19 protein-coding genes are annotated in these 26131 nt (G+C 60.3%); 7 read left to right on the top strand and 12 right to left on the bottom strand.

All coding sequences use genetic code 11. The features are described from left to right. Positions 1–2 precede the first annotated feature (2 nt). Both sdhD and sdhC read right to left on the bottom strand, forming a co-directional pair. The gene (gene sdhD, locus L8I05_RS12220) at positions 3–371 is read right to left on the bottom strand and encodes a succinate dehydrogenase, hydrophobic membrane anchor protein (RefSeq protein ID WP_032892638.1); all 369 of its coding nucleotides are present in this window, start codon (positions 369–371) and stop codon (positions 3–5) included. Continuing rightward, positions 365–739, bottom strand: coding sequence for a succinate dehydrogenase, cytochrome b556 subunit (sdhC, locus tag L8I05_RS12215; RefSeq protein WP_016979564.1), 375 nt, complete (start codon positions 737–739; stop codon positions 365–367). Before sdhC ends, sdhD begins: the two co-directional genes overlap by 7 nt. Positions 740–1103: 364 nt before the next feature. On the opposite strand from sdhC, the gene gltA reads away from it, so the two are divergent. Continuing rightward, on the top strand, positions 1104–2393 hold the full coding sequence (gene gltA / locus L8I05_RS12210; protein WP_034118918.1) for a citrate synthase: 1290 nt from the start codon (positions 1104–1106) through the stop codon (positions 2391–2393). A 313-nt stretch (positions 2394–2706) separates the two neighbouring features. Here gltA and L8I05_RS12205 read toward each other — a convergent pair whose 3' ends face one another. The 3 genes from L8I05_RS12205 to L8I05_RS12195 all read right to left on the bottom strand — a co-directional run bounded on the left by L8I05_RS12205 (position 2707) and on the right by L8I05_RS12195 (position 5811). Beyond that, positions 2707–4365 (bottom strand): cation acetate symporter, encoded by a 1659-nt coding sequence (locus tag L8I05_RS12205; RefSeq protein ID WP_242169179.1) that lies wholly within the window; start codon positions 4363–4365, stop codon positions 2707–2709. Continuing rightward, the gene (locus L8I05_RS12200; RefSeq protein WP_064451602.1) at positions 4362–4673 is read right to left on the bottom strand and encodes a DUF485 domain-containing protein; all 312 of its coding nucleotides are present in this window, start codon (positions 4671–4673) and stop codon (positions 4362–4364) included. The genes L8I05_RS12205 and L8I05_RS12200 overlap by 4 nt, the downstream gene beginning before the upstream one ends. A 286-nt stretch (positions 4674–4959) precedes the next feature. Beyond that, entirely contained in the window at positions 4960–5811 is an 852-nt protein-coding gene (locus L8I05_RS12195) for a glycine betaine ABC transporter substrate-binding protein (protein ID WP_242169177.1), read from the bottom strand. A 332-nt stretch (positions 5812–6143) separates the two neighbouring features. On the opposite strand from L8I05_RS12195, the gene L8I05_RS12190 reads away from it, so the two are divergent. Continuing rightward, entirely contained in the window at positions 6144–7697 is a 1554-nt protein-coding gene (locus L8I05_RS12190) for a glycosyl hydrolase family 17 protein (RefSeq protein WP_242169174.1), read from the top strand. Positions 7698–7800: 103 nt separating this feature from the next. Here the strand turns inward: L8I05_RS12190 and L8I05_RS12185 are convergent, their stop codons facing one another. Beyond that, positions 7801–8169, bottom strand: coding sequence for a hypothetical protein (locus L8I05_RS12185; protein ID WP_242169172.1), 369 nt, complete (start codon positions 8167–8169; stop codon positions 7801–7803). 233 nt (positions 8170–8402) lie between these two features. Between L8I05_RS12185 and L8I05_RS12180 the strand changes: the two genes are divergently transcribed. Together L8I05_RS12180 and L8I05_RS12175 are read left to right on the top strand one after the other, a co-directional pair. Further along, positions 8403–9701, top strand: coding sequence for a serine/threonine protein kinase (locus tag L8I05_RS12180; protein WP_177018387.1), 1299 nt, complete (start codon positions 8403–8405; stop codon positions 9699–9701). Further along, complete coding sequence (locus L8I05_RS12175; protein WP_159955094.1) at positions 9694–10482, top strand: VacJ family lipoprotein; 789 nt, start codon at positions 9694–9696, stop codon at positions 10480–10482. Before L8I05_RS12180 ends, L8I05_RS12175 begins: the two co-directional genes overlap by 8 nt. Before the next feature lie 30 nt (positions 10483–10512). Here the strand turns inward: L8I05_RS12175 and L8I05_RS12170 are convergent, their stop codons facing one another. Beyond that, positions 10513–12510 (bottom strand): FUSC family protein, encoded by a 1998-nt coding sequence (locus tag L8I05_RS12170; RefSeq protein WP_242169170.1) that lies wholly within the window; start codon positions 12508–12510, stop codon positions 10513–10515. A 26-nt stretch (positions 12511–12536) separates the two neighbouring features. Between L8I05_RS12170 and L8I05_RS12165 the strand changes: the two genes are divergently transcribed. After that, complete coding sequence (locus tag L8I05_RS12165; RefSeq protein ID WP_242169168.1) at positions 12537–13064, top strand: hypothetical protein; 528 nt, start codon at positions 12537–12539, stop codon at positions 13062–13064. 23 nt (positions 13065–13087) lie between these two features. Here L8I05_RS12165 and L8I05_RS12160 read toward each other — a convergent pair whose 3' ends face one another. Beyond that, on the bottom strand, positions 13088–13999 hold the full coding sequence (locus L8I05_RS12160; protein ID WP_242169166.1) for a DUF808 domain-containing protein: 912 nt from the start codon (positions 13997–13999) through the stop codon (positions 13088–13090). 322 nt (positions 14000–14321) lie between these two features. Here L8I05_RS12160 and L8I05_RS12155 point away from each other — a divergent pair, with 322 nt between their 5' ends. Continuing rightward, on the top strand, positions 14322–15779 hold the full coding sequence (locus L8I05_RS12155) for a hypothetical protein (protein ID WP_242169164.1): 1458 nt from the start codon (positions 14322–14324) through the stop codon (positions 15777–15779). A gap of 683 nt (positions 15780–16462) precedes the next feature. Here L8I05_RS12155 and L8I05_RS12145 read toward each other — a convergent pair. The 4 genes from L8I05_RS12145 to L8I05_RS12130 are packed head-to-tail and all read right to left on the bottom strand — an operon-like array spanning position 16463 to position 25202. Then, on the bottom strand, positions 16463–17872 hold the full coding sequence (locus tag L8I05_RS12145; protein WP_242169162.1) for an efflux transporter outer membrane subunit: 1410 nt from the start codon (positions 17870–17872) through the stop codon (positions 16463–16465). Beyond that, complete coding sequence (locus tag L8I05_RS12140) at positions 17869–20994, bottom strand: efflux RND transporter permease subunit (RefSeq protein ID WP_242169160.1); 3126 nt, start codon at positions 20992–20994, stop codon at positions 17869–17871. The genes L8I05_RS12145 and L8I05_RS12140 overlap by 4 nt, the downstream gene beginning before the upstream one ends. 4 nt (positions 20995–20998) lie before the next feature. Then, on the bottom strand, positions 20999–24061 hold the full coding sequence (locus L8I05_RS12135) for an efflux RND transporter permease subunit (RefSeq protein WP_242169158.1): 3063 nt from the start codon (positions 24059–24061) through the stop codon (positions 20999–21001). Positions 24062–24074: 13 nt separating this feature from the next. After that, positions 24075–25202, bottom strand: a complete 1128-nt coding sequence (locus L8I05_RS12130) for an efflux RND transporter periplasmic adaptor subunit (RefSeq protein ID WP_242169156.1) — start codon at positions 25200–25202, stop codon at positions 24075–24077. Between the two features lie 241 nt (positions 25203–25443). Between L8I05_RS12130 and L8I05_RS12125 the strand changes: the two genes are divergently transcribed. Then, positions 25444–26049, top strand: coding sequence for a TetR/AcrR family transcriptional regulator (locus L8I05_RS12125; protein ID WP_159955085.1), 606 nt, complete (start codon positions 25444–25446; stop codon positions 26047–26049). Positions 26050–26131: the final 82 nt, after the last annotated feature.

Genomic DNA, 26131 nt, shown 5'->3' with positions numbered 1-26131 from the left:
AATCAGATACCCCAAAGAATCTGCACACCCCAGACGAAGTAAGCGAACATCGCGACGCCGCATACTGCCTGGAAGAGAAAACGTACTGCAGTCGCGGACTTGCCCAGCGCCATCGGCGTCAGGTAGTCAGTCGCGATGGTCCACATGCCGACCCAGGCGTGTGCGCCCAGGGCAACAAGTGCCAGCAGACTGAAGATTCGCATCGCATTGTGGGAAAACAACCCGTGCCATTGCTCATAGTCAATGCCCGGGTTTGCGACGAGGTATCCGATCAGGAAAATGAAATAAGCCGCGAGAACGACCGCAGACACACGCTGCGCCATCCAGTCATAGAGGCCTGAACGCGAAAGGTTCGTAACGCTGGTTACCATATCCAAACTCCTGCCAGAACGATCAGCACCACGGAAATGGCGATGATGATTTTCGAGCCCAGGCGGCCGCCTTCCAGCGTCTCACCGATACCCGCATCCATGATCAAGTGGCGCACACCGGCTACCAGGTGATAAAGCAGAGCGGACAGGAGGCCCCATGCTACGAACTTGGCCAGCGGGCTGGTCAAGCATGCCTTCACCTCGGCGTATCCTTCCTCGGAACCCAGGGATTTGCTCAATGCATAAAGCATTATGCCCAAGCCCAGGAACAGGATGATGCCGGAAACACGGTGCAGGAACGACGTAACGCCGGTGATGGGGAGTTTGATGGTCCTTAGGTCTAGGTTTACAGGTCGTTGGCTATTCACGGCTTTTTTTCACACTGAAGAGCCCCTAACAATCAGGGCAAAGTTGTTGGGGAGTGCACTGGTCAGGTAAGCACCACCCAGGGAGTGCGACCCCCAATGAAAGCAAGCCCAAAAGCCCTTGGCGGTCGGTGGCCGAGTATAGACAGTTAGGTTACTAATGACAACGCGCGCTCCTCACCCTAATAGCTGATTGCGTTGGCGGGATAAAAGGCGTAAATGGCAGTCAATTTCGACGAAAAAGTCTGGTTAAAGCCTTCTGGAGCAAGACTTTAGGCAAATTGACATCTGGATTTATATCAATATAGTGGTGCGGGCCCTGCGTGGGGGGTCTGTCTGATGATTTGAAGCATAAATAGGAGGCCACATGGCTGACAAAAAAGCGCAGTTGATCATCGAGGGCGCAGCCCCCGTCGAGCTGCCCATTTTAACCGGCACCGTTGGTCCCGATGTTATCGACGTACGGGGCCTGACGGCCACGGGCCGTTTCACTTTCGACCCAGGCTTCATGTCGACCGCCTCTTGCGAGTCGAAGATCACCTATATCGACGGCGACAATGGCATCCTGCTGCACCGGGGCTACCCGATCGAGCAACTGGCTGAAAAGTCGGACTACCTGGAAACCTGCTACCTGCTGCTAAATGGCGAATTGCCAACAGCCGAGCAAAAAGCCCAGTTCGTCAGCACCGTAAAGAACCACACCATGGTTCACGAGCAGTTGAAGACCTTCTTCAACGGCTTCCGCCGCGACGCCCACCCGATGGCCGTCATGTGCGGTGTGGTCGGCGCCCTGTCGGCCTTCTATCACGACTCCCTGGACATCAATAACCCGCAGCATCGCGAAATCTCCGCGATCCGCCTGGTTGCCAAGATGCCAACCCTGGCCGCAATGGTTTACAAGTACTCCATGGGCCAACCCATGATGTACCCGCGCAACGACCTGACGTACGCGGAAAACTTCCTGCACATGATGTTCAACACCCCGTGCGAGATCAAACCGATCAGCCCGACGCTTGCCAAGGCCATGGACCGGATCTTCATCCTCCACGCCGACCACGAGCAAAACGCCTCCACCTCTACCGTGCGTCTGGCCGGCTCTTCGGGTGCCAACCCGTTCGCCTGTATCGCCGCCGGTATCGCCGCGCTCTGGGGCCCTGCCCACGGCGGTGCGAACGAAGCCGTTCTGACCATGCTGGATGAAATCGGCGATGTCTCCAACATCGACACTTTCATCGCCAAGGCCAAGGACAAGAACGATCCGTTCAAGTTGATGGGCTTCGGTCACCGCGTTTACAAGAACCGCGACCCACGCGCCACCGTCATGAAGCAGACCTGCGACGAAGTGTTGAAGGAACTGGGCATCAAGAACGATCCGCAACTCGAACTGGCCATGCGCCTGGAAGAGATCGCCCTGACCGACCCGTACTTCATCGAACGCTCGCTGTACCCGAACGTCGACTTCTACTCGGGGATCATCCTCAAGGCGATCGGCATTCCAACCAGCATGTTCACCGTGATCTTCGCCCTGGCGCGGACCGTGGGCTGGATCTCCCACTGGAAGGAAATGCTCTCCAGCCCGTACAAGATTGGCCGCCCGCGCCAGCTGTACACCGGCTACGAGTCGCGTGACATCACCAAGCTGGAAGATCGCAAGTAAGCAGCTAATTGCTTGATTGCACTGAAATAAGGCCTCCTCTGGAGGCCTTATTTGTTTCTGATGATCGTTCCCACGCTCCGGGTGGGAATGCCTCCTGTGACGCTACGCGTCACCCCGAGCAAGGCTTGAGACTGGCGTTGTCAGCAGGACGCGGAGCGTCCGGGTCTGCATTCCCACGCAGAGCGTGGGAACGATCAAAGGCAGTTTTATTGGTGCAGGATTTGAGAAACAGTTTTGTGAAATCCGTTACCAATAAAAGCAAAAAAAAGCCCCGATCTTGCGACCGGGGCTTTTTTTGTAGCTGTTACAACGTTTAGTGATTCACCGCCCCACTCGCCCCCAGGCCAGTCTGCGAACGCACAAACTGCGGGAAGTACAGCGCACGTTCTTTCTCTGCCGCCGCCGACTTGTCGGTGATGGAGAAGAACCAGATACCCACGAACGCGATGATCATCGAGAACAACGCCGGGTATTCGTACGGGAAGATGGCTTTTTCATGGTGCAGGATCGACACCCAGATGGTCGGGCCAAGGATCATCAGGCCTACGGCACTGATCAAGCCCAGCCAGCCGCCAATCATGGCGCCACGGGTGGTGAGGTTTTTCCAGTACATGGAAAGCAGCAGCACCGGGAAGTTACAGCTGGCGGCAATGGAGAACGCCAGGCCCACCATGAACGCGATGTTCTGGCTTTCGAACAGGATACCCAGGCCGATGGCCAATACACCCAAGGCTACGGTGGTGATCTTCGACACGCGAATCTCATCCTTTTCGTTGGCCTTGCCTTTTTTGATCACGCTGGCGTACAGGTCATGGGACACCGCTGAAGCACCGGCCAGGGTCAAACCGGCAACCACCGCCAGGATGGTGGCAAAGGCCACAGCCGAGATGAAGCCCAGGAAGATGCTGCCGCCCACCGCGTCGGCCAGGTGCACCGCCGCCATGTTGTTACCGCCCAGCAAGGCGCCTGCCGCGTCCTTGAACGCCGGGTTGGTGCTGACCAGCAGGATCGCGCCAAAACCGATGATAAAGGTCAGGATGTAGAAGTAGCCGATAAAGCCGGTGGCATACAGCACGCTCTTACGTGCTTCCTTGGCGTCGCTTACGGTGAAGAAGCGCATGAGGATGTGCGGCAGGCCGGCCGTACCGAACATCAGCGCAAGCCCTAAGGAGAATGCCGAGATCGGGTCTTTTACCAGGCCACCCGGGCTCATGATCGCTTCACCTTTAGGGTGAACCTTGATCGCTTCGGAGAACAGCGTGTTGAAATCGAAGTTGACGTGCTTCATCACCATCAGCGCCATGAACGAGGCACCGGACAACAACAGCACGGCCTTGATGATCTGCACCCAAGTGGTCGCGAGCATGCCGCCGAACAGCACGTACATGCACATCAGGATCCCCACCAGGATCACCGCAACGTGGTAATCCAGGCCGAACAGCAGCTGGATCAACTTGCCCGCACCGACCATCTGCGCGATCAGGTAGAACGCCACCACCACCAGCGAGCCACACGCCGACAGGCTGCGGATCTGGGTTTGCCCCAGGCGATAGGACGCCACGTCGGCAAAGGTGTACTTGCCCAGGTTACGCAGGCGCTCGGCGATCAGGAACAGAATGATCGGCCAGCCCACCAGGAAGCCGATCGAGTAGATCAGGCCATCGTAGCCGGAGGTGAACACCAGCGCGGAAATCCCCAGGAAGGACGCCGCCGACATATAGTCGCCAGCAATTGCCAGGCCGTTCTGGAAGCCGGTGATCTTGCCGCCGGCCGCATAGTAGTCGGCCGCCGATTTGTTGCGCTTGGATGCCCAGTAGGTGATGCACAAGGTCGCGCCAACGAAAGCGACGAACATCAGGATCGCCGGGATATTCAGCGGTTGTTTATGCACTTCGCCGGTCAATGCTTCCGCCGCCCAAACGGCAGGCGCAAAGACCGAAGCGCCGAGTACAGCCAATAGACGACGGATCATTGCGCAGCCTCCTTGAGAATCGCATTGTTCAGGTCGTCAAATTCGCCGTTGGCGCGTCGTACGTAAATCGCAGTCAGGACAAAGGCCGAAACAATCAGCCCAACCCCAATCGGGATTCCCCAGGTGATGGACGAACCGGGACTGATCTTGGCCCCCAGTATTTGCGGCCCATAGGCAATCAGAAGAATGAAAGCGGAGTAAAGCCCTAGCATGATCGCCGAGAGAATCCAGGCGAACCTTTCCCTTTTTCTCACCAGCTCCTTGAAACGCGGGCTGTTTTGAATCGAGAGGTAAATGCTGTCGTTCATTGTTTTTATCCTCGCAGCACAGCTTTTTATTATTTTGGAACATATCCACTGTATGCGGCTGCGGAACAGGTTCCAGACGACCTTAGTAGTAGAACGAGATAGCGACTTCGCAAGTTTTTAAGTCAACAAATAAACAACAGCCTGAATGCAGGCAAAAAAATGTGGGAGCGGGCTTGCTCGCGAAGGCGGTGCATCAGTCAATACATGGGCTGACTGACACACCGCCTTCGCGGGCAAGCCCGCTCCCACATTAGGGTTGTGGTGGGGCTTCTAAAGAGTTAGTGCTTTATTTGGCAGTCCACTCGGCCACACGCTCAGGGTGCTTGGCAACCCAGTCCTTAGCCGCGGCATCAGGCTTGGCACCTTCCTGGATAGCGAGCATGACTTCGCCGATTTCGTCCTTGGAGGCCCACTGGAATTTCTTCAGGAAAGCGGCGACTTCCGGCGCTTTCTTCTCCAGGCCCTTGCTGCCGATGCTGTTGACGGTTTCAGCAGCGCCATAAATCCCTTTTGGATCGTCGAGGAAACGCAGTTTCCACTTGGCAAACATCCAGTGTGGCACCCAACCGGTCACCGCAATGGATTCCTGCTTGTCTTCGGCACGGGTCAGTTCGGCGATCATCGCGGCGCCCGAACTGGCTTGCAGCTTGTAGTCCAGGCCATAGGCCTTGATCGCTTCGTCGGTCTTGAGCATCACGCCTGAACCGGCATCGATGCCGACAATCTTGTTCTTGAAGGTGGTGTCGGTCTTGAGGTCTTCGATGGACTTGGCTTTAACGTACTCCGGCACGATCAGGCCAATTTTGGCATCCTTGAAGTTGGGGCCGTAGTCGACCACCTTGTCCTTGTTCTTGGCCCAATACTCACCGTGGGTCACGGGCAGCCAGGCCGAGAGCATGGCGTCGAGCTTGCCGGTGGCTACACCCTGCCACATGATCCCGGTGGCGACGGCTTGCAGTTTCACGTCGTAACCGAGCTTTTCCTTGATCACTTCTGCCGCCACGTGGGTGGTGGCAACGCTGTCGGACCAACCGTCCACATAGCCGATGCTCAGGGTTTTGCTGTCGGCGCTGGCCAGTGTGGCGCTCATCGCAACTACCAGAGTGGCAGCTGCGCCCAAGAGTCGTCGCATCTTCATAGTACTTCCCCGAAAGTGCTGCGCCCGGCGGATGCCGAGCGACGTCAACCTGTTGTTATATGGTGCACCGCGCCCCCTTCACGCGCATCGATCCGGCGGCCCAGACATCAGTGGTGTGCTGACACTTCGATCATCAACCTGCCGGGGCCTTGGACCTGCTCTGACTGCGACCTCAGGTAAGCAAGAAACGACATCACATCGCCAGCAGGGCGATTTGTAGGACATCGCTGCAAAATCCCGCCCGAACTTTGCATGTCTAAATTATGCAGCCCCACTGGGACGGGCCAATTCCGGGTAAGATGCGCGCCTTTGCTCCTCCAGATAAGCCGACCATGCCCGCGACTGCCCGCTTCCCTGCCCTGCCCTATTGTTTCGCCTTGATCCTCGGTGTGCTGGCCCTTGTCGGCTATTGGTACGGCCTCGGCCGGCCGGTGGTATTGCCGGACGTCGCCAGCGCCAGCCACAAAATGCAATGTGCGTCCTACACGCCGTTCGACAAGGACCAATCACCCTTCGACCAGCCATTCACCCTGCGCCCCGAGCGCATGGACGCCGACCTGGCGCTGCTTGCCACCCGCTTCGACTGCATTCGCACCTACTCCATGACCGGCCTGGAAGCGCTGCCCGGCATGGCCCGCAAGCACGGGCTGAAGTTGATGGCCGGCGCCTGGGTCAGCAGTGACCCGGTGGCCACTGAAAAAGAAATCGACGAACTGATCGCGGCGGCCAACGCCAACCCCGACGTGGTCACCTCGGTGATCGTTGGCAACGAGGCCCTGCTGCGCAAGGAAGTCACCGCCAAGCAGTTGGTGACGCTCATCCATAAAGTCAAAAGCCAGATCAAGCAGCCGGTCACCTATGCCGACGTATGGGAGTTCTGGCTGCAACACCCGGAAATCGCCCCGGCGGTGGACTTCCTGACTATTCACCTGCTGCCGTACTGGGAAGATGACCCGTCGGGCATCGACCAGGCGCTCAAGCACGTCGGTGATGTGCGCCAGACCTTCGGCAACAAGTTCGCGCCTAAAGATGTGCTGATCGGCGAGACCGGCTGGCCCAGCGAAGGTCGCCAGCGCGAAACGGCCGTGCCGAGCCGGGTCAACGAAGCCAAGTTCATGCGCGGCTTTGTGGCCATGGCCGAAGCCAATGGCTGGCGCTACAACCTGATCGAAGCCTTTGACCAGCCGTGGAAACGCGCCAGTGAAGGCGCAGTTGGCGGTTACTGGGGCCTGTTTGATGCCGATCGCCAGGACAAGGGCATTCTTGCCGGGTCGGTGAGCAACGTGCCGTACTGGCCACTGTGGTTGGGCGTAGGCGGGATTATCCTGTTGAGTACCTTGGCCCTCGGTGGCCGTGTTCGCAGCACCCGCGCAGCGGTCCTGTTGCCATTGCTCGGCGCCGTGGCAGCCTGTTCCATCGGCACCTGGGCCGAATTGACTCGCGTCACCGCACGCTTCAACGATGAATGGGTATGGGCAGCCTTGCTGGTGGTGTTGAACCTGCTGGTGCTGGCCCATGCCGCGCTGGCCCTTGGCGCACGAGAAGGATGGCGCGAGCGCGCGTTCAACTGGCTGGAGCTGCGCGCAGGCTGGCTGGTGGCAATCGCCGGGTTTGCCGGCGCGGTGATGATGCTGGCGCTGGTGTTCGACCCGCGTTATCGCAGCTTCCCGAGCGCGGCACTGGTGCTGCCGGCGCTGGTGTATCTGGTTCGCCCGGTGACCGGACCGCGTCGGGAGATTGCGTTGCTGGCCTTCATCATCGGTGCCGGGATTGCGCCGCAGCTGTATCGCGAAGGTTTGCTTAACCAGCAGGCGTGGGGTTGGGCGGTGGTCAGTGTGCTGATGGTTGGTGCTTTGTGGCGTTGCTTGAGGGTGCGCAAGGCTTAGCGGCGCTATCGCAGGCAAGCCAGCTCCCACTGTTGATTGGGTTCACACCGTCAGATGTGGGAGCTGGCTTGTCGAATCGTCGCACCGCTGCGATGAGGCCCTATCAGACAGCCCGAGGCTTCCTGACCAACCGCAACCCCGCAATCACCACCGCAAACACCGCAAATGTGGTGTTGTACAGCGCCAATGCCGGTAACCCAAACACCATCCCCAACACCGCCAAGCCCCACCCCGCGCGGCCCGGCACAAAAAACCCCAGCACCGACGTGACCAACGCCGCCCAGCCCAGCACCTTGAAATGAATCATCAGCCCCAGGTTCGAGCGCAGCTGGCATTCCCAGCGGCTGGCCTCATCGACGCAGATTCCCACCCAGCGGCCGTCCTCCATAAAACCGTAGCGGGCGCCATAACTGGCGGCCAGCCATAACGGCAGGGCAATAAGCAGCAGAATCAACGGCAAGCGGCGGGACATGAGGCACTCCGATAGGCAAAAACGGCGCTCAGCTTAATGCCACGGCTGCCGTTAGCAAGGTGTGTACGCAGATAACTGTTCAACCAAGCGTCGCAAAGTGTATCTTCTGGCTACTATTACCCCGATTCCGACTTCTTTTTCCGACTTTTCGTGCCGAATGCTGGCACTTCGGTGATGGAGCGGTGGTCATAGCCTGCGAATCTATCAGCACGTTTCCTCTTAGGGATTAAGTCATGCTCCGTTCCTTGCGCTGTGCTGCCTTGCTGGGCAGCCTATTTTTGAGTGCGTCAGCACTGGCCGTCGATATCGACCAGGCCACGTATGGCTACCCTTTGACCAACCCGTTCGAAGCGACCATCGCCACCACTCCGCCTGACCTTCGGCCCAAATTGCCGACCAACGACGAGATCAACCAGTCCGACTACACCCTGAACATGCGCCCCGAGCGCGAATTCAGCCTGCCCGATAACTTCTGGGCCGTGAAGAAACTCACTTACCGCATCGCCAAGCAAGACCACGCCGCGCCGCTGATCTTCCTGATCGCCGGCACCGGTGCGCGGTTTGACAGCAGCATCAACGAGTACCTGAAAAAGCTCTATTACCAGGCCGGCTACCACGTGGTGCAACTGTCGTCGCCAACCAGCTTCGACTTCATCAGCGCCGCCTCGCGCTTCGCAACGCCTGGGATCACCCAGGAAGACGCCGAGGACATGTACCGCGTCATGCAGGCGGTGCGCGCGCAGAACGCCTCGCTGCCGGTGACCGACTTTTACCTCACTGGCTACAGCCTCGGCGCCCTGGATGCGGCATTTGTGAGCAAGCTCGACGAGACCCGTCGCAGCTTCAACTTCAAGAAAGTGCTGCTGCTCAACCCGCCGGTCAACCTCTATACCTCGATCACCAACCTCGACAAGCTGGTGCAGACCGAAGTCAAGGGCATCAACAACACCACCACGTTCTATGAACTGGTGCTGAGCAAGCTGACCCGCTACTTCCAGCAAAAGGGCTACATCGACCTCAACGACGCCCTGCTCTACGACTTCCAGAACTCCAAGCAGCACCTGACCAATGAACAGATGGCGATGCTGATCGGCACTTCGTTCCGCTTTTCGGCGGCCGACATTGCGTTCACCTCGGACCTGATCAACCGTCGCGGCCTGATCATCCCGCCTAAATACCCGATCACCGAAGGCACCAGCCTCACGCCGTTCCTCAAGCGTGCACTGCAATGCGACTTCGACTGCTACCTCACCGAACAAGTGATCCCGATGTGGCGCGCGCGCTCCGACGGCGGCAGCCTGCTGCAACTGGTCGACCAGGTCAGCTTGTACGCGCTCAAAGACTACCTGCACACCAGCCCGAAAATCGCGGTGATGCACAACGCTGACGACGTGATCCTCGGCCCTGGCGACCTCGGTTTCCTGCGTAAAACCTTCGGCGATCGCTTGACCGTCTACCCGCTGGGCGGCCACTGCGGCAACCTCAATTACCGCGTCAACGCCGACGCCATGCTGGAGTTCTTCCGTGGCTAAATATCTTCTGCTGCTCGCCGCCCTGATGTGCGCGGGCGTCGCCAATGCCGACAACAGCAAGGCGCATGAGCCGGTCAAAATAGATTCCGATGGTTTCAAGGAACCGCTGACCAAGCTCAAGTTCAACCCGGGCCTGGACCAGCGTGAGTTCGAGCGTTCATCGCTGACTGCGCTCAACGTGTATGACCCGCTGGAATCCTGGAACCGTCGCGTGTATCACTTCAACTACCGCTTCGACCAATGGGTGTTCCTGCCCGTGGTTGACGGTTACCGCTACGTGACGCCGAGCTTCCTGCGCACCGGCGTGAGCAACTTCTTCAACAACCTGGGCGACGTGCCCAACCTGTTGAACAGCCTGCTGCAACTCAAGGGCCACCGCTCCCTGGAAACCACCGGGCGCCTGCTGCTCAACACCACCATCGGCATCGCCGGCCTGTGGGACCCGGCTACCGCCATGGGCCTGCCGCGCCAGAGCGAAGACTTCGGCCAGACCCTGGGCTTCTACGGCGTGCCCGGCGGCGCCTATCTGGTGCTGCCGATCTTCGGCCCGTCGAACCTGCGCGACACCACCGGCCTGATCGTCGACTACGGCGCGGAAACCGAGATCAACTTCCTCAACGTGTCCAAAGTCAGCGAAAACCACCCGGAAATCTGGGCCCTGCGCGCCGTCGACAAGCGCTACCAGACCAGCTTCCGCTACGGCCAGATGAACTCGCCGTTTGAGTATGAGAAGGTGCGGTATATCTATACCGAATCGCGCAAGTTGCAGATTGCCGAGTAACAAACCGGGTAGGAGCTGGCTCGCCAGCTCCTACGACTCAACGCTACGCTGACACCACTTCTGCCACGTAAAACGCAACTGCAGCACCGCCGCCCTGGCCATCTCAAGATCCTGCTGCCCCAACCCTCTTGGCTGCTCAAGCGCTTCCAGCAACACAGCGCTGGGCGCATCCAGCAAAGCGGCATTTGCCGCGCTCGGCCCACCGTGCTTGAGCGCCGCCGCCAACTGTCGCAAATACCCGTCACGCGCAACCACCAGCGAACCCTCGCTGCGGGCTAGGCTCGCGCGCAATTCCAGCAATTCATCGCCCAGGTCCAGCCCCAGCAAGCCGTTCTCCCAATGGGTGCGACGATCAACTGGCAAGGCTTCGCTGTAGCGCGACAGACGAATCAAACGATCGGCCATGCGCCCGCCAAACCAGCTTTCAGCTTGTTCCAACGGTCGCGACGTCAGCTGTGCCAAGTCAAACAACGAAGCCTTGAACATCCGCCGATAGTGGTGCTCGCCGGGGTTGAGCGGGATCAGGCGAAACACCACCACCGCAATCCCGACACCCACCAGCGTGGCGATGGCCTTGTTCAGAAACGCGGCGATGTCGTACGTCATCAGGTTGCTCGGCCCGACGTTATTGACAAAGAAGATGCAGAACGCCGACGCGGTGGCCGCCAGTGTCGCCCGGCTCATGCACAGCGAAGCGAAAAACAGCGGCACACCGAGCGCCAGGCAGAGCAACGGAAAACCATCAAAGCCGGGCAGCAAGGCAAAGCGCACAAAACCGGCCACCGGGATCGACAGCGCAATGCCCTTGAGAAAATTCACGCTGGCGGCCGAGGGGTTTTCCCGCGCGGCAAACAGGCTCAGTACCACGCCACTGATCGACACCGCGCCCAAGCCCGATGGCCAGGCGGTGAATATCCAGAGGGCGGCAACCGCCAGAAAGGCCAGCGCACTGCGCAACCCACCGAGTACGCCTCGCTCGATGTCCCGATGCCAGGACATTACCCCCGGAGCGCCGGGTGGCACCCTGCCCGCTTCGACGGCGGCAAGGGTTAGCGCCCCGAGGTCAACCAGCCTTAAAACCTCAGCCAGTTGCACCAGGCAAAAGTGCACCTCGGCACTCAAACGTGGGTCTTGCAGCGCCAACCGGAGGCGACGCGAGAGCTCAGGCAGCGCCGCGTGCCGCTCTTGTTGCAATGTGGCGGCCACCTCATCCACCCAAGGTGCCACGAGCGTCGTGTCATCCAGCAACATCCGTTGCCGCGCCACGCCTCGCGCGGCGCGCAACAACCCGAGCAAATCCCGACTGAGCACGCGCAATGCCTGGGAGCGCCGGCGCCCCTTTGGGCCTTCAAACCAGGCATGATCGCGCTGCGCATCCACCGCGACTAAGCGGCCGAGCGCCTCCAGCAAGCCCTTGCGCTGATCCGTGCCCAGCAACTCCGACGCCGCGGCGCGCATTCCCGCCTGCCAGGCGGCGCGGCCTTGAGCCGCCAGGGTCTGCTCGACCCGGCGCGGCCATAAAATCGTGCTGGCGATAGTCGCGCAAAGGATCCCCAGGCTGATTTCCTGGCAACGCGCCACCGCCTCATCAAACACGCCCAGCGGTGCGGCGGTCGCGGGCAACGCGATAATGGCCGTGGTGTAGCCCGCCAGCACAAAACCATAGGAGGCGTGATTGCGCAGCAGCGACGCGCCCGTGGTGCAAAACGCCAGCCACAGCGCCATGCACAGCAAGAACAACAAAGGCGCCTGGCCGAACACGCCGATCATGACGATGGAGGCCACAGCGCCCACAAAGGTGCCCAGCAAGCGATAAGCGCCCTTGGCCAAGACCATGCCGCTGGTGGATTGAGCGACGATAAACACCGTGGTCAGCGCCCATTGCGGCTGCTGCAAATCGAAGCAAAAGGCCAGATACAAAGCGACCCCGCCAGCGATCAGGTTGCGCAAGGCAAACAGCAGATCGGTTCGCGAGGGCGCCAGAGTGGCTTGCCAGAAATCAGGCAGTTGAAACGTGGAAAGCTTCATGCGGCGGACACATAGATAGCAAGCTAATGATTAGCATCGTATCTATGTTTCTGGCGAATGCCAATCTTCCAACTACGGAAACCCCCTACAACCCTTTAAGACAACGTCGCCTATTGCAGGTCAGCAACCAAAGCGCAATCTGCGGGCTCCGCCCAGCCACCAACGGCGTCACCCTGCGTTCCCGGAGAGATGACATGGACCCTTACTCACAATTACTTGAGCAGGTTTTCTACGACGAAATGCTAACCCCGGCGCTGTTATCGTTTTGCCTGGTCCTGTTTCTCTTCGTCCTGCGCACGGCATTCAAAAACACCTCGCGCAGCCAGGTATGCGTGCTGTTTGCCATAGGGTTCATGTTGATCATTGGCTGGCCTCATGCCTGGCAGATGCTGTTCCCTGAAGTGTGCATCGCGCCGACCGGCACGCCTCAAGAGGCCTGCCATTTCAGCCCTTGGGCCCGTCTGAAGCTGGGTCTGTTGAGTGGCGCGTGTGGAGCGCTTCTGGCACTGATCGCGGTAAAAGCCTGGCAGTTCACGGCCAGAAAACTTAAGTAACGAGCGCCCAACGCCCTACTCGTCTATGGCTTGGCAGTGATTCCCGACCAGGCCTTGCCCACCCCAGTCACAATCGCCAGGACCAGTGCCCCGGCAACAATCCCGGCCACCGCATTGAGCAGCGTCGGCATCAACCACGCCATGGCGCCGACGCTTTGACTCACTGTTTCGATCCAGTGATGCACCACCGGCACGCCATGGGTGAGGATGCCACCGCCGACCATGAACATCGCCGCCGTGCCGATCACCGACAGGCGTTTCATCATGTACGGCGCAGCGCGAAGGATCGCCCCGCCAATGCTGCGCGCAGCCTGGCCGGGCTTTTGCGTCAGCCACAGGCCCAGGTCATCCAGCTTGACGATACCGGCGACCAGCCCGTAAACGCCGATGGTCATCACTATCGCGATGCCCGACAGCACGATCACCTGCTGCATCAGCGGCGCATCGGCGACCGTGCCGAGGGTGATGGCGATGATTTCCGCCGACAGAATGAAATCGGTACGGATCGCGCCCTTGATCTTGTCCTTCTCAAACGCAACCAAGTCAGTCGCCGGGTCCGCCACCGCTTCGACCAAGTGCGCCTGTTCCTCAGTGCGCTTGTGCAGAAAGCTATGCGCGAGCTTCTCAAAGCCTTCAAAACACAGATAAGCCCCGCCCAGCATCAACAACGGCGTGACCGCCCACGGCGCAAACGCGCTGATCAGCAACGCCGCAGGCACCAGGATCAATTTGTTCAGAAACGAACCCTTGGCCACCGCCCACACCACCGGAATCTCGCGCTCGGCCCGCACCCCGGAGACCTGCTGGGCATTCAGCGCCAAGTCATCCCCAAGCACCCCGGCGGTCTTCTTGGCGGCCATCTTGGTCATCAACGCCACATCGTCGAGGACGGCGGCGATGTCGTCGATCAGTACCAGTAAGCTGCTTCCTGCCATGGTTCAGGCTTCCTATCATTCAAAGTAGGTCGAGAATAACGCGGCGCCTGCCAATGACGCGAATCGTTCAGCGCTGCGCCAACAAGCATTCGCCACGACAAGACCAGTGCCCGCCAGCCTCATATGAACTAACTGTTCAAGTAAAAACATGTGCGCTACCTCTATAACGAATAGCGCTATCTGCAAAGGCAGCCGTGCCAAAAGTTGATGTAACTATAACTATTAAAAGCTATTTCACTGGCCTAACTTTTTTAGCAGCCTTGGAACCCTCTGAAGCAAAAGTGCCACTAGTTTTGTTCCATTCGTACAACACGAGGTGAGCATGAAACTATTCAATCAACCTATGTTTATCGGCACGCCCCCGCTCCCCCAAGGGGAAACCCGTACAACCATCAACCCGAACGGTTCCGGCATGACACCGCCGTTCTCTGGGGATGAAAAACTCACACAGTTCAAACCGACCGGTTCGACCGGCCGCCCCTCGAACGATAATCGCCGCGCGGCGCAGATTTTTGATGACAACCCTATTATCCAACGTTTTTTCGAGAACGTTCAGGAGCTCACACATGGCGGGCACCACATACTCCAAGCGCTTAAGAGACGACTGGGCGACTGGACCGCAAACAACCGCAATTCAGACGCGCGGGCAGATGCAGCCTATAACCTTGCACGCGTGTTGAACTACCTGGACAAAAACCCAAACCTGCACAGATCCGACGAGGCACTTAATCCTTCAGAAGCAGACCATCTGACAGGGTATTTGCCGTCGGATGAGCATCCGCGCAACGAGTACAACGCACTCATCGCATTCGCTTTGGGCGGCTACGCCGACCTACCTGAGGCATACCCTGTCAAAATAACTAAATGGTCAAACGCCGAAGCGGCGGCAGAGGCTAAGGCTAAAGCCTCTGTATTTCCAAGCGCTGACGAAAAGCGCCCGCCACTGGATCGTCGTGACGCCTTCGCTATCTATGACCAGCACAATATTGCGAGTTTTACCGATTCACACCATCACGCGGCCCCTGATGAGAACAAACTTCTTAACCAATTGAAATTGATAGTTGGAAACCTGAGATCAGACAACCCGGACAAAGAAGCACAGGCGGATGCCGCCTACAGATTGGCGCGTGTAACCGATTTTTTGAGTGCGCAGATAAAACCCGACAGGAGTAATCTACAGGCCATAAAGGACACCTTCATAGCGTTCAGCAGGCACGGTTATCCGGCGTTGGAAAAATATCGAAACACAGACTCAAACGATCCAACAAGTGCCGGGCGTACCGAACCCAAAAAAGACACCCCACCACCGCCGACAGCTACGGCCCCTAACCACCCTGCTGCGGAATCACCCCACGACTTTATACAGACGGAAAAAGACACCGACTTGGCGCCCACCCATGCAACCGGCCTCCCGGAAGGTGACCACAGAACAGCAGACCAAATCATCCGCGCAAATCCCATTTTTAATTACCTGCCCGTGTCGATCCCGGCACAAAACCTTTACAGATACTTGGGTGACTGGACGAGTAATAATCCGGATCCGCAAAAACGCGCAGACGCCGCCTATAACGCGGCACGCCTGTTTAACTACATAGACGCAAGCGACCTGAAGGGCCCCTATGCGATCTATAACAGACCAGGTAATGCCAAGATAGAGGGCGAAATTGTGTCTCCCTTACCGGAACCGTTTGATGACGCCTATATAGAAGACGACGACGGCTCAGAGGCGGCCCTGCTGAAGAAATTCAGCGAGAAAGGCTACTCAGCGTTGGCAGACTGATCCAGCCAAACGCTGTTCAGTGCGCAGCGGCATACCCGCCACCGCCCAGACGCTGGATTAGTGCAACCCGGCAGTCTGCTTGGCGGCCATTCTGGTCATCAACGCCACATCGTCGAGGACGGCGGCGATGTCGTCGATCAGTACCAGTAGTTGCTTCCTGCCATGGCGGGTTCATCCTGCGATTAGACCGTGAGGGAATACAGGACGCTACTGCGCAGAATATTGCTGTTGACCTGGCTTTTGATCTGCTTTTGATCTGCTTTTGATCTTGATCTGAGTCGCCCCGTCAACCACGCTGGCCGAACGCAGGCTTGAATCCGTGGGTAACCCGGCAGGACGCCGGGTTAGCCGCGCTGGGCCAAGGATGGCCCATCGCGGCGGCCCACGGATTCAAGCCGGAGTGAGGGCATGTCGAGCCTAGGCGAGACACCGAGTGGTGGGGCGAGGACCTTTTGCTTACTTTTGGGTCCTTCCAAAAGTGAGCCGCTGTAAGAGCGGAACCCTAAGTGGCCGTTACCGAAGCAATGGATATGTACTCCGACTAAATATCCCAGCCAACTGACATATAGCCTTCGCGAGCAAGCCCGCTCCCACAATTCAATTGTGTTGGGTCAGCAAGATACTGGGCGGCTCGGAGGCCGCCATCGCAGGCAAGCCAGCTCCCACAGTGGGACACCGGTGTGTCAAGGCTGCCAACCACCCCCCAGGCTCTGAATCAACGCCACACTGCCCTGACTCAACTGCCCCTGCGTATCACGCAAATTCTGCTCCGCCTGCAGCAACACCAACTGCTGAGTCAGCACCGTCTCCCGGCTGACAGTGCCCGCACGCAACTGCGCCTCCTGGCTGCCAAACAGTTGCTGATTACGCTGGTAGACCTGCTGGAACGCATCCGCCTGGGTTTGCAGATGATTGATCGCCGACAAGTTGTCCTCGACATTCTGCAAGGCACTCAACACGGTGCCCCGGTAGTTGGCCGCAATCTGGTCATAACTCGCCTCCGCCTGCTTGACCGCCGCCTCCCGCGCGCCGCCGTCAAAAATCGTCTCCGCCAACGCCGGTCCCAACGTCCAGATGCGGTTAGGCAACGAAAACAACCCACCCAAGGCACTGCCGCGATAACCCAATTGGGCCGTGAGATCGAGGGTCGGAAAAAAAGCTGCCTCAGCCACGCCGATCTTGGCGTTGGCCGCCGCCGCCGAACGCTCAGCCGCGACCACATCAGGCCGGCGTTGCAGCAAGGTCGACGCCAGGCTCAACGGTGGCCGCGGCACCACGAAGGCAAAATCAGTGCGTGGCGCAATGCTGAACTCACTCGGCGCCACGCCCACCAGCACCGCCAACGCGTGTTCGTATTGCTCACGATTACGCAGCGACGTCTGCAGGTCGGCAGTCGAGGTGGTCAGTTGGTCCTGGGCCACCAGCAACTGGTCATTGGTCGCCACGCCTTGGGTGAACTGCGCTTGGATCATGTCGAGCAATTGCTGATTGATGCTCTGCTGCTGTTGCAACAGGCGCACGTCGATGTCCATCTGCCGCAACGCCAGGTAATTGCTCGCCACGCTGGAGCTGATCGACAACCGCACCCCGGCCAGTAACGCATCGGATTGCTGGGCCGTGGCCTGGCTGGATTCGATGCCCCGGCGCACCTCGCCCCACAAGTCCGGCTCCCAACTGGCGGTCAACGTGGCGCTGACGCTGTTTTTCACGCCGCTCGATGCCGTGGTGGTGCTGGACGTGCTGCCGTCACCGCCCTCGCCGCGCGAACCGGACAAGCCCACGCCCACCGTCGGCCACAACCCGGCACGGCTCGACGCCACTTGCGCCTGAGCCAACCGATACGCCGCCTCGGCCGCGATGATCGACTGGTTGGCCTTGGCCGAGCGCGCCACCAAGTCATTCAGCACCGGGTCCTGGTAGGCCAGCCACCACTGGCTGTCCAACGCCCCTTGAGGATTGGAGACCGCGCGCTGCCACTGCGCGCCTTCCTTGAACGATTGTGGTAGCTCCATCGCCGGTTTCTGGTAGTCCGGCCCGACCATGCAACCACCCAGCATCAGGCTGGCCAACAGCACGCTATATCTGAGTTTCATGACCTTGCTTCCTTGTGCCGCCCCAGGCGTTGCGACGCCCGGTCGAGCCAGAGGTAAATCACCGGGGTGGTGTAAAGCGTCAGCACCTGGCTGAGCAACAGCCCACCAATAATTGCAATCCCCAACGGCCGGCGCAGTTCCGAGCCATAGCCTGAGCCGAGTACCAGCGGCAGCGCGCCGAGAATCGCCGCCAGCGTCGTCATCATGATCGGCCGGAAACGGATCAGGCACGCGCGGCGTATCGCTTCCTTGGCCGTAAGGCCGAACTCACGCCGCTCGGTGATCGCGAAGTCGATCATCATGATTGCGTTCTTCTTGACGATGCCGATCAGCAGTATCACGCCCACCAGCGCGATGATCGACAACTCGGTGCCGGTCAGCAGCAAGGCAATCAACGCGCCAACGCCTGCCGAAGGCAAGGTGGAAAGGATGGTCAGCGGGTGCATCAGGTTCTCGTAAAGAACGCCCAGCACGATGTACACCGAGAGCAGCGCAGCCACGATCAGCAGCGGCTCGCTGGCCACCGACGACTGGAACACCTGCGCCGTACCGGCAAACTGGCCGGTGACGCTGGCGGGCATGCGCAGCTGTTTCACCGCGTCCTCCACCAGCGCGGTGGCCTGGCCGATCGAAGTGCCGGGCGCCAGGTTGAACGACACGGTTACCGCCGGGAACGTGCCTTGGTGGCTGATGGAAATCGCCGTGCGCGATAGGCTGTTATCCGCCAGTGCGGACAGCGGCACCAACGTCGTTGGCGTGGTCAGGTTCGGCGCAGCGGTGGTGCCTTTGGCCGCCACTGACGCGTTGCCGGTCGGCACATAAATGCCTTTGAGCGCTGAAGGGTCAGTCCAGTACTCCGGCGCGATTTCCATCACCACGTGGTACTGGTTGGCGGCGCGGTAAAGGGTCGAGACCTGGCGTTGGCCAAAGGCGTCGTACAGCGTCTGGTCCACCGCCGACATGCCCACGCCGAGCCGCGCGGCGGTGTCGCGGTTGATGTGCACGTTGGCCAGCAGGCTGTTGTCCTGCTGGTCGGTGTTCAGGTCGGTGAGTTGCGGCAGCTTGTGCAGCACTTCCACCACCTTGGGCACCCACTCATCCAGGGATTGCTGGTCGTCGGCGGTCAAGGTGTATTGGTACTGCGCGCCGCTTTGCCGGCCACCCACGGTGATGTCCTGGGCTGCCTGCAAAAACAGCTTGGTGCCAGGCAAGTCGCCGAGGCTGCGGCGGATCTGGCCGATCACATCCACGGCACTGTCCTTGCGCTGATCAATCGGCTTGAGCAGCACAAACAACTGCGCGCTGTTGACCGCCCCGCCGCCACCGCCACCGCCGCCGACAAACCCCGCAGCGGTTTCCACATTGGGGTTTTGCATGACCTTGTGGTTGATCGCGGTGAAGTCGTTCTGCATCGCCCCGTAGGAAATACTCTGTGCCGCGATGATGCTGCCCTGCAGGCGCCCGGTGTCTTCCTGGGGAAAGAAGCCCTTGGGCACCAGCACGTACAGCACGCCCGCGAGCACAATCACCAGCACTGTCACCAGGCCCATCAGGATCGAGTGATCAATCACCCAACCCAGCGTGCGGTCGTAGAAGCGGTGAAAGCGTGAGTCCGGGTGCTCGTTGCCTGCGCGGATTTCCTTCGGCGCGCGCAGCAACACGCTGGCGAGCATTGGCGTCACGGTCAATGAGATCACCATCGAGATCACAATGGCCACCGACAGCGACACCGAAAACTCACGAAACAACCGCCCGACAATCCCGCCCATCAACAGCAACGGAATAAACACCGCCACCAGCGACACACTGATGGTCAGCACGGTGAAGCCGACTTCCTGCGCGCCGGCCAGCGCCGCTTCCACCCGCGTTTTGCCACGCTCCAGGTGGCGCATGATGTTTTCCACCACCACGATCGCATCGTCGACCACAAACCCGGTGGAAATGGTCAGCGCCATCAGCGACAGGTTATTCAGGCTGTAGCCGAGGAAGTACATCGCGCCAAAGGTGCCAAGCAACGACAACGGCACCACCACGGCCGGCACCAGGGTGCTGCGCCAGTCACGGAAGAAGCCGAAGGTCACCAGCGTCACCAGCAGGATCGAGGCCAGCAAGGTCACTTCCACGTCATGCAGCGACGCGCGAATGGTGGTGGTGCGGTCCATCAGCAGGTTGAGTTTGATCGACGCCGGGATCGAGCTTTGCAGAAACGGCAGCGAGGCTTTCACCGCGTCCACGGTGTCGATCACGTTGGCGCCCGGCTGCTTGAACACCACCAGCAACACTGCCGGCTTGCCGTTGGACAGGCCGAAGTTGCGCAGGTCCTGCACGTCTTCGCGCACGTAGCCGAGGTCGGCAATGTGGATCAGGTCGCCGTTACTGGCCTTGACCACCAGCGGCCCGTAATCATTGCTGTCGAGCAACTGGTCGTTGGCGCCGATGCCATACGAGCGATCGCCCACCGCCACATTGCCCTTGGGCAAGTTGGCGTTGGACGCGCCGATGACCTGGCGCACCTGCTCCAGGCTCACGCCGTACCTGTTCAGCCGGTCCGGGTTCAGCTCAATGCGCACCGCCGGCAACGCGCCGCCGCCGACTGTCACGTCGCCGACGCCGGTGGTCTGCAACAGGCGCTGCTCAAGCACCGTCGAGGCCGCGTCGTACATCTGCCCCGGCGTGGCGCTGTCGGAGGTCAGGCTGATGATCAGGATCGGCGAGTCGGCCGGGTTGACCTTGCGGTAGGTCGGGTTGCCGGACAAGTCGCTGGGCAAGTTGCTGCGCGCGGCGTTGATCGCCGCCTGCACATCCCGCGCCGCGCCGTCGATGTCACGGCTCAGGTCGAACTGCATAGTGATGCGCGTGGAGCCGAGGCTGCTGGCGGAGGTCATTTGCGTGACCCCGGCGATCTGCCCGAACTGGCGCTCCAGCGGCGTCGCCACAGAACTTGCGACAGTGGTCGGGTCGGCGCCGGGCAACGAGGCGCTGACGCTGATGGTCGGGAAGTCCACTTCCGGCAGCGGCGCCACCGGCAACAGGTTGAACGCCAACACGCCAAACAAGGCCAGCCCGGCCGCCAGCAGCGTGGTGGCAATCGGGCGATGAATAAACGGCGCGCTGAGGTTCATCGCATCATTCCACCGCCACCGAGCGACGGCTGAAGCGTTCGCCCAAGCCGTGCATGGCGAGGAAGATCACCGGCGTGGAAAACAGCGTGAGCAACTGGCTGAGCAGCAACCCGCCTATAATCGCGATGCCCAGCGGGTGGCGCAGCTCCGAGCCAATGCCGGTGCCCAGCGCCAACGGCACTGCACCGAACAGCGAGGCCATGCTGGTCATCAGAATCGGCCGAAAGCGCAGCTCCGCCGCCTGGCGAATCGCTTGCACCGGGCTCAAGCCGCCTTCACGTAAAAGCTCCAGGGCGAAGTCGACCATCATGATGCCGTTTTTCATGACGATGCCGATCAGCAACACAATGCCGATCAAGCCGATGATGTCGAACTGCGTGCCCGTCACCAGCAACGCCAGCAAGGCGCCGAGGGCCGCCGACAGCAGCGTCGACAGGATCGTCACCGGGTGCACAAAGCTCTCGTACAAAATCCCCAGCATCAGGTACACCACCACAATCGCCGCCAGCACCAGGAACACCTGGTTGGACAGCGACGCCTGGAACGTCGCCGCCGCGCCTTCGAGGTTGGCCTGCACCCACAGCGGCAGGCCGACCTTGGCTTCAATGTCCTGCAAGCGCGTCACCGCCGCGCCCAGCGTCTGCCCGGGGGCCAGGTTGAACGACACGTCCGCATAGGGAAACTGCCCCAGGCGGTTGATGGTGACCGGTGAGCGCACCACTTCCATGGTCGCCATGCTCGACAGCGGCGCCACGCCGCCGCCGGGAATGTCCACGTACAAACCGGTGAGCAAGTCCGGCAAATTGCGCGGCGGGTGGTCGGTGGCGATCACCACGTGGTACTGGTTGAGCTGGGTGTAGATGGTCGAGACCTGGCGCTGGCCGAAGGCGTCGTAGAGCACATCGTCGATGGCCTGCGGGGTAATCCCCAGGCGCGAAGCGGTGGCGCGGTCGAAGGTCAGCTTGATCTGGTTGCCGAACTGCATGGCCTGGCTTTGCACGTCGGTGAACATCGGGTCTTGCTTGATCGCGGCGAGCAGCTTGGTGGTCCACTGCTCCAGCTCATCCGGGTCAGTGGCTTGCAGGCCCAGGCGGTAGCTGGTGGTGGACACCGTGGCGTCCAGGGTCAGGTCCTGCACCGAGTGCAGGTACAGGCGGATGCCGGCGTCGTCGGCATTCGCGTCGGCCAGGCGACGGATCACTTCAGTGCTGCTGTCACGCTCGCCGCGTGGCTTGAGGTTGATCAGCAAATTGCCCTGGTTGATGGTCGGGTTGGTCTGGTCGATGCCAACGAACGACGACAGGCTTAGCACCGCCGGGTCCTTGAGAATCCGCGCGGCCAGGCGTTGCTGCTCGACCTGCATCTGCTGGAACGAGATGGTCGGCGAGGCCTGGGAAATGCCCTGGATCAGGCCGGTGTCCTGATCGGGGAAAAAACCCTTGGGCATGATCACCAGGGTGAACAAGGTCAGCGCGGCGGTGAGCACCACCGAAATCAGGGTCAAGGTGCGGTGCGCCAACACCCAATCCAGGCCGCGTACGTAATGGTGGTTGATGCGGTCGAAGAAGTCCGCGCGGCGCTCCTCATGTTTGGACTTGAGCATGCGCGCGCACATCATCGGCGTCAGCGTCAGGGAGATCACCGCTGAAATCACGATGGTCACGGCCACGGTCATGGCGAATTCACGGAACAGCCGCCCGACCACATCGCCCATGAACAGCAGCGGGATCATCACCGCAATCAGCGCGATGGACAGCGAGATAATGGTGAAGCCGATCTGCTCCGCGCCCTTGAGCGCAGCTTGCAACGGCGTGTCTCCGGCCTCCAGGTAGCGCGTGATGTTTTCGATCATGACGATGGCGTCATCGACCACAAAACCGATGGCGATGGTCAACGCCATCAATGTCAGATTATTCAGGGAAAAGCCCAGCGCGTAAGCCACTGCCAGAGTGCCGATCAGCGTCAGCGGGATGGTCACGGCGGGGATGATCGTGGCGGGAATGTTGCGCAGGAAGGCGAAAATCACGATCACCACCAGCAGAATCGCCAGCCCCAATTCGTACTGCACATCCGTCACCGAGGCGCGGATGGTCTGGGTGCGGTCAGTCAACACCGCGACCTTCAAGGTGCCCGGCAGGCTGGCGCGCAGCTTGGGCAGCAGTTGCTGCACACGGTCGACCACTTCGATCACGTTGGCGCCGGGCTGGCGCTGGATGTTCAGCACGATGGACGGCGTGTCGTTGGTCCACGCGGCCTGGCGCGGGTTTTCCGGGCCTTGGGTGGAACTGGCGATCTGCGACAGGCGAATCGGCGCGCCGTTTTTATAGGCGATCACCAGATCGCGGTATTCCTCGGCCGATTGCAACTGGTCGTTGGCGCCGATGGAATACGCCTGGAACTTGCCATCGATATTGCCCTTGGCCTGGTTGACGTTGGCGGTGCCCAGCGAGGTGCGCAGGTCATCCAAAGACAGGCCGAGGCTGTTGAGTGCCGAGGTGTTGGCCTCGACCCGCACCGCCGGGCGCTGGCCGCCGCTGATGGTGACCAGGCCGACACCGGTAATCTGCGAGATTTTCTGCGCCAGACGCGTGTCGGCGAGGTCTTCGACCTTGGTCAGCGGCAGCACGTCGGAGGTCAGCGACAAGGTCAGCACCGGCGCGTCCGCCGGGTTGACCTTGCTGTACACCGGCGGGTACGGCAGGTTGGCCGGCAAGAACGTGCCCGCCGCGTTGATTGCGGCCTGCACTTCCTGTTCGGCCACATCCAACGACAGCGACAAGTCAAATTGCAGGGTTACCACCGAGGCGCCGTCGGAGCTGGTGGAGTTCATCGACTTGAGGCCGGGCATCTCGCCGAGCTGGCGTTCCAGCGGCGCGGTGATCGAAGAACTGACCACATCCGGGCTGGCGCCGGGGTACTGGGTGAACACCTGGATGGTCGGGTAATCCACCTCCGGCAGCGCCGACACCGACAGCAAGTGGTAACCCAACAGACCGAGCAATAGCACCGCGACCATCATCAGCGTGGTGGCCACCGGGCGTTCGATAAAGGGCCGCGAAATATTCATCCTCGGCAGCTCCTCACTGGGCGACGACCTTCACCGGCGAGCCATCGTCCAGTTTGTCGGCGCCTTCGGTGATCACCTGCTCACCGGCCTTGACCCCGTTGGCGAGCACTGCGGTAACGTCCCCGGTTGACGCACCGGTCTTGATGGTGCGCAGGCTGGCCTTGTTGTCGTTGACCACAAACACGAAGTCGCCCTTGCTGCCGTGCTGGATCGCGCGGGTCGGCACCACGGCAATCTGGCTCAAGGTGTCGGCCTTGAGCCGCGCATTGACGAACTGGTTGGGAAACAGCGCATTGCCCGAGTCATCGAACTGCGCCTTGACCTTGACCGTGCCGGTGCTGGTATCCACCTCGTTGTCCAGCGCCAGCAGCGTGCCGCTGGCAAGCAGGGATTTCTTGTTGCGGTCGTAGGCCAACACCGTGACGCTGCCATGGGACATGGCCTGGTTGATTGCCCCCAGGTCATCTTCGGGCACGGCGAACACCACGGTGGCCGGGTTCATCTGGGTGATCACCACGATGCCGGTGGTGCTGGCAGTGGTCACGTAGTTGCCGGGGTCGACCAGGCGCAGGCCGACCACACCATCCACCGGCGAGGTGATGGTGCAATAGCTCAGTTGCACTTCGAGGTTTTGCACATTGCCTTGGTCGGCCGCGACGGTGCCTTGTTGTTGCTGCACCAGCGAGGCCTGGGTGTCGAGGGTTTGCTGGCTGGCGGAACCGGCCTTGACCAGGTCACGGTAACGCGCCAGGTCACGCTGGGCGTTGCTCAATACGGCTTGATCATGGGCCAGTGTGCCCTTGGCGACGGCCAACTGCGCCTTGAGCGCGCGGTCATCGATACGGGCGATGACCTGGCCTTTGCTGACGTGCTGGCCTTCCTTGAATTCCACGCTGCTGAGGATGCCATTGACCTGCGTCACTACCGTCACGCTGCGGGTGGGCGTCACGGTGCCGAGGGCGTCGATGTACACCGGCACATCCTGCAAAACCACCGGCACCACGGCCACCGGCTCGCCGGGCGACGGTGGCCGACCTTTGTGGGTGCCGCCAAAAAAGTGCAGGCCCAGGCCAATCAACAACGCTATTACCAACAACGCGCTAACCACCCAGGCGAACGTACGTCGTCTGCTTTTCTCCACGGTTTCTCACTCGAACGCCGACTACAGGACTGAACGCCGGCCAACACAGCCGCGTCGTTGCTTTGAACTCTAGCAGCGCGTCTGGCCTGTGCCTGTACTACCGTGAATACGTTCAGCATCAAGACAGACAAAGTCAGCTCAAACGCCCGGCGTGCAAGGGCTGGGCCGGTATTATTGAGCCCTGCGTCAAGCCGGTGCTACCATGCTCGACCGCCTGTCTTGGCAAGGAAACTGTTGGTTTATGAGCACCATTCGCGAGCGCAACAAAGAAAAGATCCTGCGGGCGGCCAGCGAGGAGTTTGCCGACAAGGGCTTCGCCGCGACCAAAACCAGCGACATCGCCGCCAAGGCCGGGCTGCCCAAGCCCAACGTTTACTACTACTTCAAGTCCAAGGACAACCTCTACCGCGAGGTGCTCGAAAGTATTATCGAGCCGATCCTGGCCGCCTCTACGCCGTTCAATCCCGAGGGTGAGCCGTCGGTGGTGCTGAGCAACTACATCCGCTCGAAAATCCGCATCTCTCGCGACCTGCCATTTGCCTCCAAGGTATTCGCCAGCGAAATCATGCACGGCGCCCCGCACCTGAGCCCCGAGCAAATCGAGCAGCTCAACGCCCAGGCCAAGCACAACATCGACTGCATCCAAAGCTGGGTGGACCGCGGCCTGATCGCCGCCATCGACCCCAACCACCTGATGTTCAGCATCTGGGCGGCAACGCAGACGTATGCGGATTTTGATTGGCAGATATCGGCGGTAACCGGGAAAGCCAAGCTGGATGAGGCGGATTATGAAGCGGCGGCGCAGACGATTATTCGGTTGGTGTTGAAGGGGTGTGAGCCGGACTGAAATACCGAGGGGCCTGTGACATTCGCGAGCAAGCCCGCTCCCACATTTGATCTGCGCCAGACATAATTTGTCGGAACGCCGC

The sequence above is a fragment of the Pseudomonas sp. MONT-RG-20F-20-E-7-02 genome (assembly GCF_022662395.1).
Taxonomy (GTDB): Bacteria; Pseudomonadota; Gammaproteobacteria; order Pseudomonadales; family Pseudomonadaceae; genus Aquipseudomonas.
The sequence above is the reverse complement of the archived record's forward strand: the minus strand, read 5'-3'. Positions and strand labels throughout refer to the sequence as shown.

Bases quoted from the DNA above. Each gene is read 5' to 3' on its own strand.
- L8I05_RS12160 (WP_242169166.1), bottom strand. From the start codon at position 13,999: ATGGCAGGAAGCAGCTTACTGGTACTGATCGACGACATCGCCGCCGTC.
- L8I05_RS12145 (WP_242169162.1), bottom strand. From the start codon at position 17,872: ATGAAACTCAGATATAGCGTGCTGTTGGCCAGCCTGATGCTGGGTGGT.
- gltA (WP_034118918.1), top strand. From the start codon at position 1,104: ATGGCTGACAAAAAAGCGCAGTTGATCATCGAGGGCGCAGCCCCCGTC.
- L8I05_RS12190 (WP_242169174.1), top strand. From the start codon at position 6,144: ATGCCCGCGACTGCCCGCTTCCCTGCCCTGCCCTATTGTTTCGCCTTG.
- sdhD (WP_032892638.1), bottom strand. From the start codon at position 371: ATGGTAACCAGCGTTACGAACCTTTCGCGTTCAGGCCTCTATGACTGG.
- L8I05_RS12155 (WP_242169164.1), top strand. From the start codon at position 14,322: ATGAAACTATTCAATCAACCTATGTTTATCGGCACGCCCCCGCTCCCC.
- L8I05_RS12200 (WP_064451602.1), bottom strand. From the start codon at position 4,673: ATGAACGACAGCATTTACCTCTCGATTCAAAACAGCCCGCGTTTCAAG.
- L8I05_RS12185 (WP_242169172.1), bottom strand. From the start codon at position 8,169: ATGTCCCGCCGCTTGCCGTTGATTCTGCTGCTTATTGCCCTGCCGTTA.
- L8I05_RS12170 (WP_242169170.1), bottom strand. From the start codon at position 12,510: ATGAAGCTTTCCACGTTTCAACTGCCTGATTTCTGGCAAGCCACTCTG.
- L8I05_RS12135 (WP_242169158.1), bottom strand. From the start codon at position 24,061: ATGAATATTTCGCGGCCCTTTATCGAACGCCCGGTGGCCACCACGCTG.
- L8I05_RS12140 (WP_242169160.1), bottom strand. From the start codon at position 20,994: ATGAACCTCAGCGCGCCGTTTATTCATCGCCCGATTGCCACCACGCTG.
- L8I05_RS12180 (WP_177018387.1), top strand. From the start codon at position 8,403: ATGCTCCGTTCCTTGCGCTGTGCTGCCTTGCTGGGCAGCCTATTTTTG.
- L8I05_RS12125 (WP_159955085.1), top strand. From the start codon at position 25,444: ATGAGCACCATTCGCGAGCGCAACAAAGAAAAGATCCTGCGGGCGGCC.
- L8I05_RS12195 (WP_242169177.1), bottom strand. From the start codon at position 5,811: ATGAAGATGCGACGACTCTTGGGCGCAGCTGCCACTCTGGTAGTTGCG.
- L8I05_RS12205 (WP_242169179.1), bottom strand. From the start codon at position 4,365: ATGATCCGTCGTCTATTGGCTGTACTCGGCGCTTCGGTCTTTGCGCCT.
- L8I05_RS12165 (WP_242169168.1), top strand. From the start codon at position 12,537: ATGATTAGCATCGTATCTATGTTTCTGGCGAATGCCAATCTTCCAACT.